The sequence below is a fragment of the Streptomyces sp. HmicA12 genome, from assembly GCF_000373565.1.
GTDB lineage: Bacteria > Actinomycetota > Actinomycetes > Streptomycetales > Streptomycetaceae > Streptomyces.
In genome coordinates, this window is sequence record NZ_KB891832.1 from 1 (window position 1) to 5,015 (window position 5,015).

Here is a 5,015-nt window from a genome sequence, read left to right on the forward strand (position 1 = left end):
ACCACGGTGAACCGGCCCCACGAGGTTCCAACGGGCCTCATCCTGGCTGGTTACGTCCGGAGTTTCGAGCGTTTTGAGCGGTCCCTACGCGTGCGCACGCGTAGAGCGGTCCAGAAAGTCCAGAAACCTCAGCGCCCCGATCGCCGGACAGACGATCGGGGCGCTGAGGAGGACTCAGAGGTCAGGCGCGGCCGCGGCGACACGGCTCGCGTACACACCGTGAGCCTTGCGGCGGGCCGGGGTCACCGATCCCTGCTGAGGGGCGGCCTGGTCGAGCATCAGCCGGTGCAGCGACAGAGGAGCGGTCACCCGCATCGAGTGCCCCTGACCCCGGCGAACTAGCGGAGCGTCCCGCAGAGCGGCCCGGATCTCCTCGGAACCACTGTGCTCAAGGAGTTCACCGAGCAGCCCCGGCATGTCGATGGCCATCACCGGATCGACGTCGACAACCGGCTCCGGCTCGGCGACGTCGCCAGGCACCTCGTCCTCCAGGAGCTGGTCGACGACGCTGCGCGCGCCGTTCATGTCAAGCACGCGGCGGATCGTCTTCGGATCCACCCCGTGCTCCCGGGCGAGCGCCTTCACCGCGGAGCCTTCCTCGGTGTACGCCTTCACCACCGCGGTGACGTCGGCCTCGCTGAGCGCGGACGGACGACCCAGGGTCTTGCCGGATGCCTCGGCGGCGGCGACGCCTTCCTTCGTGTTCTCGCTGATCATGTCCCGCTGGAACTCCAGGACCCCGGCGAGCATCGTCACGAACAGCTTCGTCTGTGGGTCGTCGGCCGCCAGGTCGAAGCCCGACCACGCGCCCGTCGCGATCCGCAGGTGCAGCCCACGCCGCTGCAGGACCTCCCTGATCTGGATGACGTCCTTCGTCGAGCGGAACAGCCGGGCGGCGTCCGCGATCCTCACCGTGTCACCGACCGCCGACTCGTCGAGCAGCTCCCGGAACCCGGCCCGGCGCACCGCGTACACCCGCGACGACGTCGCCGGGTCCTCGTACTTCGGGGCACCGGCCTTCAGCAGCTCGGCGAGTGCGTGAAGCTGACGGGCATTGGTCTGCTTGTCCGTCGAGTGCCGCAGATACAGCCGGTCGGTCACTCCGGCACCTCCACCGTCTCGGCGAGCTGGGTGACGCGGTCGGCGGCGTGCGCGATCCGCCCGGCCTCGACCCGCAGCGACTCGGCGGCCTCATCCCCGCGGGCCAGCCACTTCGGCGCGGTCTCCTCCAAGAGCAGCGCGATGTTCTGCAGCACGGCCGACAAGTCCTTCAGGCCCTCGCGCAGGTTGCCGTCGTCGATCCGGTCCTCGGCGCGGGCGAGAGTGTCGAACGGCGGCAGGTGACGACGGACGGCCGCGGCCGCCTGGACGTCCTCCTCGCCGTCAGCGGGCACGTACACCGTGCCGAGTTCCAGGCCGGGCGTCATGTGCGCGGTCTCGGTGCCGATGCCGGAGACCATGCCGACCAGGCGCGGGGTCACCGTGTAGACCTGATCGCGCTCGGAGGGGTCCGCGCGCACGTGCTCGTCGAGCTTCAGCGCCATCTCGGGCGGGAGCTGGGCGAGCAGAGCGGTGAGGGCGCCGACGCTGTCGAGCATCGGGTGTGCCGCGATCGTGGCGGCGAGCTGCCCCTCCTGCTTGGGGGTGGGCGTCGACTCCGGGTCGGATGACATGGGTGTCCCCTCGGTGGGCCGGGCCATGGCGGCATCCGGCGGTCGATGAACACCCTAGGGGGGCGAAAAGGGGAGGCGCAACTACGGATTGGAATCCATTGGATCGCAACCCCGGATTGCGCCTGTTTTCACCCATGTGGGTGATTCGGCCCAATGGATCGGCGAAGGGAGGGACAATCGACCGTTTCCGCCCCCCTGGTGGATTGGATCAGGGGGTGTCGCCGATCCGGCCTGAGCCGAGGACGCGTCGCGCGGTCGAACCGGTCGGCTTCTGGCCGCCGAGGACACCGCGTGCACGGAGCTCCGCGACGTCCGGCAGATTCACGGAGGGGAGCACCTCCAGGTCGGCCTGCGAAGCCTGAATGCGTGCTGTGGGGCCGGTGCCGAGAGTGCGGCGGGATGCTGTCACGCGAGCATCGTACGGAGGTGGTCAGCACAGGGCGGCGTCGCCTGGCGCGGATGGCGGGCCACCACGGCGACACCGGTTCGCGCCGGGTGACGCCGACCGGAGCGGGGGTCTGGGGGCCGGCGAAGGCCACCAGCGGCCACCGGGCCCTCCCGGCCCTGGCGGGCCGCTCGTGGGTGCCTGATGCGCCGAGCGCCCAACAAGCCCGCACGGTGGCGTACGGCGCCCCGTTGAGCCTGCTGTGCAGGGTCGCGGACGAACTTCCCGGCCGTCGACTCCGTGCACACAACGGCTGAGGGAAGTAGTCGGCGCTCCGGGAGCTTTGTTCGGACCCCCTTGTCCAGCAGGTCAGCGCCCGATAGCGCGGCCTTCGGCGGGAGAGAGCGATGCGACTCAGGGCGCGACCGAGGAGGAGACCCAGGATGAGCCCCGGAGCGCGACCCAGGATGCGACCTCCCGCCGTCTGCGGAAACGCCAGCATTCCCGCAGGCCGAATCGCTGGCGCTAGCGGCCCATGCTCGGCCCGCCCCTCGACCGGGTGGGCGCCGGCGGCTCGTACCGGCTCGCGTTGGCGGTATAGCCGCGGCCTCGCTCGGCTGCCCTGGCCTGCTGCTCCTGGAGGCCCTTGGCGCGGGCGGTGCTCTCCTGCTCGTGGAGGCGGGGGAACTTCTCGGCGATGATCTGACGCTGCTGCTTCTCGGTGCGCGCGTCGGCGACGCTGCTGCGGAACGAGGCGGCCTCCCGCCGTTGGGCGGCTGCTTCCTTCTGCAGGTAGCCGACCCGCTGGCCGTTGCGGACGTCGATGCTGTGGCCGTGGGTCTGGGCGAGCTTGCGCATCTCGGTGAGCTGCTCGGCGACCTTGTCGACGTCGCCGGGCACCGGCTTGTTCGCCTTGAGGGGCTCGGCGAACTTGCTGTGGCGCAGCAGATCCCACGCCTCCTGGAGGGTCACCTTCGCGGCGACGGCGGCCCGGCTGTGCTCCTGCCAGGCCACGGCTCGCTGTGCGGTGATCTGGTCGGTGAGCTTCTTCTGGCCCTTGCGGGTGTTGCCCGACATCCACACGCTGAGCGTGGACTTCTTGTCGGTCTTGCTGATCTCGGCGAGCCACTCGGTGCGCTGCTCGGCGGTCCGCTTCTCGGCGGTCGCGGTGTCCAGCGCGGTGTAGACCGCGGTCAGCGACTTCTCGGCGGCGTCGACCAGCCCGATCGCGGCCGCGGCCCACTGCTGTCCTGGAGTGGTGTCCTCGGCCTTGGCCTGGTCGATGCGGTCGACGAGCTCGGTGAGGCGGGCCTCGGTCTCGTCGGCGGCCGCGTCCTGGTCCCTGGCATGGCGCGCGTTGCGCTCGATCGTCCGATTCAGCTCGGCGTCGCTGATCCTTCCGTACGTGCGCGACGTCCAGGGCTCGACCTCGCGCTCCTCGCGCATCTGCCGGAGCCTCTGCAGGTGCTTCTCCAGAAGCTCCGGCTCGTCCTTGCGCAGGGCCTCGCTCTGCGCCTGATCGGCTGGGGAGGGGCGGCGGATGGTGGACTTCGCCCGCGCGGCCGCGGCCATCCTCGACTGGGTCAGCCTGCGATCCGCTTCCGCCTGCGCTTCCTCGGCGGCCAGGTCGCGTTGCTTGGGGAGCGGCGCGGGCTCCGGCGGCTCGGGCATCAGGTCGGAGACCATGCTGTCGGGCCGGGACTGGCGCAGGAACTGCGCGAACGAGGCGATCGAGCGTTCCAGGAGCTCCTTCTCGCTGCGCGCGCTACCGAGACGGACGCGGGTCTCCTCGTCCTCGAGGACCGCCAGGGGCAACCACAGGTGGTTCTGCTTGCGAGCCCGGGTGATGCCCGGGTACGTGGCGAAGGCGTTCGCGCCGTGCCCGTACATCAGGCTCGTGTCAGTGGTCAGGCCCTGGCTCGCGGCGATCGTCATGGAGTAGCCGAGGGTCAGGGCGCCGCTGGCGACCTTGTCGGCCTTCACCCAGCCCGACTCGTAGCGGAAGCCCTCGTCGGCGTGCGCGTCCTTCACCTTCCAGGTGATCTCGACGCTGTGGTCGGGGCGCATCGAGGTGACCACCGCCCGGTAGCCGTTGAGCATGTCGGGGCCCTCGCCGCGCCGGGACCGGTAGTCGTTCTCCCGCACCCGCACGACGTCGCCCACGGCGAGCGTGAGGGTGTCGCCGCCGGGCAGCGCGTACGTGTACTCCTCGCCGAGTTCGCCGGCGACCCGGCGGATCTGCTGCGCGCCGAGGTTGAGGGCGTGCACGTCGCTGTTCTTCGCCGCGAGGACCACGATGTTCTCGATCAGGTCGTGCGGGTCCATCCACTCCTGCGACCGCAGTTCGTCCCAGGCCATCAGGATCTGAGAGCGCGCCTCGTCGGCGGTCTCGGCGGCGTGCAGGCGCCCGCCCTCGGCGAGCATCGTCAGGGCGCGCTCGTGGTCCCCGGTGCGCCAGACCTCCAGCGCGGCCCGCTCGGCTGCGTCCTCCTGGCGGCGGTTCTCGGTGAGCGTGAGGCCGCCGACCAGCGTGTGGGTCTCGCGGAACCAGCCGCCCGGCCCGACCGCCTGCAGCTGGAGATGGTCGCCGATCGCGACGACCTTCGTGCCGGTGCGCGCGGCCTCCGTCATCAGCGCCGCGGCCGCGCGGTCGTCGACCATCGCGGACTCGTCGACGACCAGGACGTCGATGCCGCGCAGCCCGTCGCCGTCCTCGATCTGCTTCAGCCAGGCCGCCACGGTGCGCGCCTCGATGCCGGACGCGTCGGTGAGGTTCTTTGCGGCGGCCGCGGCGAGCGTCGCGCCGGCGTACGTGGTGCCGGTGGCGTCCCACGCGATCCGGCACGCCTCCATCAGGGTGCTCTTGCCCGCTCCGGCGACGCCGACCAGGGCCTCGATGCCGTGCCCTGCGGTGAGGATCCGGGTCACCGCCGCGCGCTGCTCGGCGGACAGCTCGA

Annotated in this window: 5 protein-coding genes; 1 reads left to right on the forward strand and 4 read right to left on the reverse strand. The window is 71.1% G+C overall.

Translation table 11 applies throughout. The features are described from left to right. Positions 1-174: 174 nt before the first annotated feature. The 3 genes from B072_RS49460 to B072_RS48415 form a co-directional block, all read right to left on the reverse strand. Positions 175-1,101 carry a recombinase family protein gene (locus tag B072_RS49460; RefSeq protein WP_018534221.1) on the reverse strand — a complete coding sequence of 309 codons (927 nt, stop codon included), beginning with the start codon at positions 1,099-1,101 and terminating at the stop codon, positions 175-177. After that, the gene (locus B072_RS0132850) at positions 1,098-1,673 is read right to left on the reverse strand and encodes a hypothetical protein (RefSeq protein WP_018534222.1); all 576 of its coding nucleotides are present in this window, start codon (positions 1,671-1,673) and stop codon (positions 1,098-1,100) included. The genes B072_RS49460 and B072_RS0132850 overlap by 4 nt, the downstream gene beginning before the upstream one ends. Before the next feature lie 208 nt (positions 1,674-1,881). Then, positions 1,882-2,082, reverse strand: coding sequence for a hypothetical protein (locus tag B072_RS48415; protein WP_158689274.1), 201 nt, complete (start codon positions 2,080-2,082; stop codon positions 1,882-1,884). Between the two features lie 17 nt (positions 2,083-2,099). Here B072_RS48415 and B072_RS48420 point away from each other — a divergent pair, with 17 nt between their 5' ends. Next, a complete protein-coding gene (locus B072_RS48420) occupies positions 2,100-2,375 on the forward strand; it encodes a hypothetical protein (protein WP_158689275.1) in 276 nt (91 codons plus the stop codon). Between the two features lie 208 nt (positions 2,376-2,583). On the opposite strand, the gene B072_RS44655 is transcribed toward B072_RS48420, so the two are convergent. Beyond that, positions 2,584-5,015, reverse strand: a 2,432-nt coding sequence (locus B072_RS44655) for an AAA family ATPase (protein ID WP_018534224.1), incomplete at its 5' end; no start/stop codon positions are given.